At 46.0% G+C, this 2973-nt stretch carries 3 protein-coding genes; 1 reads left to right on the plus strand and 2 read right to left on the minus strand.

Annotated features, from left to right (window positions below; genetic code table 11):
• Window positions 1–517: complement resistance protein TraT (locus ACO6UY_RS24270; RefSeq protein ID WP_422491614.1), on the plus strand; the 517-nt coding region annotated here is incomplete at its 5' end.
• A gap of 49 nt (window positions 518–566) precedes the next feature.
• Here the strand turns inward: ACO6UY_RS24270 and ACO6UY_RS24275 are convergent.
• The gene (locus ACO6UY_RS24275; protein ID WP_422491616.1) at window positions 567–1184 is read right to left on the minus strand and encodes a hypothetical protein; all 618 of its coding nucleotides are present in this window, start codon (window positions 1182–1184) and stop codon (window positions 567–569) included.
• Window positions 1185–1186: 2 nt separating this feature from the next.
• The coding region (locus ACO6UY_RS24280) for a phospholipase effector Tle1 domain-containing protein (RefSeq protein WP_422491617.1) at window positions 1187–2973 on the minus strand (1787 nt) is incomplete at its 5' end.

Here is a 2973-nt window from a genome sequence, read left to right on the forward strand (position 1 = left end):
CACCGATGCCATCACCAACAATATCCAGAGTAAAGGCTACAAGCTTCTGGATGATCCGGATGCCGCTCATTACCTTCTGCAGGTGAATATTCTGCAAGCGGGTAAAACCGATCCGGCTGCTGCCGAGCGTGCCCTGGCCTCAGGTTATGGCAGTGTCGTTGTGGGTGCTGCCGCCGGTTATGCGGTGGGTGGTAGTGGCACTTCGGCAACAGCAGGCGGACTTCTTTTTGGTGCAACGGAGTTAATTGCCAACAGCCTGGTCAAGGATGTGACCTACTCGCTGATCACCGATATCCAGCTATCCGAAAAAGCCAGAGGCAGTGTCTCCAGCAACAGCAGCCACAACCTGAAACAGGGCAACAGCGGCTCCACCCAGGTTCAGTACAATGAAGTAGGTGAGCGGAAGAAATACCAGACCCACGTCGTTTCTACCGCTAACAAGGTCAATCTGAAATTTGAAGAAGCCTTGCCTGAGCTTAAGAAAGGGCTTTCGAATTCTATTTCGGGTTTGTTGTAAGCCGTCGCGCCACTTCATGAGATGTGGAGTGGCGCATACTGTCATCTTTTCATTTTTTACTCAGCTCAACCTCTATTCGCTTACGTTCAAAGTTTATATAAGAGAGAGGATTGCAGATATAGGCCTCACGAGGGTCATCTTCACTAAAATTAATATGCTTGAACCTTTCAACCACATCTGAGTGGTATTTATCAACCAACCATCCACCACATCCAATGACCTTACGTCTTTTTTCCTTATCTTTAAGAAACCAGGTCAGTTGAGACTGGTCTTCAGGGAGAATACTAACAATAAATTCTGCAGTATAACGCCAAGGCATAAATGTGAGCTTAAATGAAATTGCGTCAGGTAGTGAGTCACCAATATCCAGCCTTATATTTCTCTCATCACCCTCATCACCTAAGCTAATTTTCAAGTAAGAAGGTACCTTGCTGACTGCCGCCCCAATACTTTTTGTCGCTGCTGGCAAGAAAGGGCGAGTTCTCTGCATGGCAATAACATAATTATTATCATCTACAGCAGAAAAGCTATTAAATGACTCAATAGTGCTATTTTGGAAGTTGAAAGTTGGTGACTGCTCAGAGTATAACTCCCAAACCATCCAAATGAGAAATACAGAAATAGCAGCCAAAGCAAAAAGCATGAATATCTTTATATACCTTTTCATACTTATGCACCTTTCGGTAAATCAATATTTAAAGAAAGGTTTTCCTTCAGCCATTTCTGGTACTCAACCATATCTACAGTGCCACGTATATTGCCCTGATTACCGTCCGGATTTTCGATCAGCATGTGGTCAAGCTTTGGGAATTGCGGGGCTGTCTTCTGCCTCTGAGTAACAGATGGTAACCAACCTACACATCCACCCTTATATGGTCGCTTGCAAAATGCTTCTTCCCAATCAGGGTCATTTTCATAGAAAATTTTTCGATCACCATTATTGGGGTAAATAAAGCCTTCATCACCTGTTCGCTCATCATGCAGTACAGGTTTATCAATCAGTTCATGCTCTTTCTTCAAAGGTACAAGCTGTAACTGAGCTCTTTCTGCCTGCTTTAACATCCATTGGAGAGGAGCATCAGATAAATCACCATTCGCATATCCACCACCAACATCTGTATGGGCTCCGATAAAACCCTGCTCAACTATATTATTATCACTTCCTGCATTATGTTCATCTCGTTCCACTGATGACAAAGAGAAAAAACTACGATGTTCATTAAGAGCTACAGCATGAGCAACATGCTCAATACGTGGATCTGTCGTAAGATCAAAGTCACCATTATCAGAGTCGCCCGGCTCTCCCAAAGAACCTACAGTATCGAAAATACCCATAAAACGAATTTTTACTGTGGGCAGAGGAGAGCACAAGTCTCGGTCTGGAGACTGCTTTGTATACAGATTGTCGTAATAGCCGCTATCAATGCGCTCATAGACATCATTACTGAACTCACGAGCTATGGCTGCCCCACGACTAAAACCCACAATATCAATGATACCATCTGAAAAGAATGGATCGCCCTCCCTAATCAACGTATCAACCCTTTCCAGCGCATCGTCCACCCGGCTTCGCGCACCTTTACCAAATATTCCACCTAATCCTGTATCTGCGCCTCCGTCAGTCCCAACTCCTCGCAAGTAAAATGATGACCCATCTCCATACGTATCTTCATAATAATTCTGAAATAGAGCGACATTCGTCAGGGTTTGACCTTCCTTAATATTATCCCTATCCATCCCCGTCCCATCAAAAGCAAACAAAAACAGCCCCAATGGATCAGTGCTGACCAGCGGATTACTGTTCACATAGGCATAGGTATTGATGCCACCTCTCAACCCTATGGGATCACTCTGGCTGTATCGCCCCGTTTCCGGGTCGTAGTAACGGTGATAGTTGTAGAACAAACCGCTTTCATGGTCGTAGTACTGGCCTGCGAAGCGCAGGTTGATTTCCGTATCCTTGCCATCGCCGTCCGGGTCTGGATTGACCAGACCCATCCCAAAAGCATCGCTTTGCCACTGCCAGACAATGGTTTGCTGGTCATTGGTCGCTTTTCTGGGAGTATTCAGATGATCCGTATGAAGGTAGGTGATTTGTTGACCTTTAGAATCATCCGTCATTGTCATTGCTACCGGCACCCGGTTCATCCACAAGTAGTTTTTGTGGGTCTCTTTCCCTGTCTGGCTATCGATCCGGGTTTCCGCCATCAACTGGCCACTGAGGCCGTAATGGTAAACGGTATGTATCGGGTCTTCGGCAGCATCGGTAGAAGGCGTCATTTTATGGGTACGCTGACCCAGTGCGTTATAGGCGTAAGTGCCTGTTAGCTGGAAGTTGATGTAGGTCGCTACTATCTGGTTCCGACGGTTATAGATATGCCTTCGATCCCTGGCCGCTGAGGTTTCGACCAGGGTACTGCCTGACCCACTGAGCAAGACCTGGGTGCTGCCATAAG

The sequence above is a fragment of the Endozoicomonas sp. ALE010 genome (assembly GCF_049310165.1).
Taxonomy (GTDB): Bacteria; Pseudomonadota; Gammaproteobacteria; order Pseudomonadales; family Endozoicomonadaceae; genus Endozoicomonas.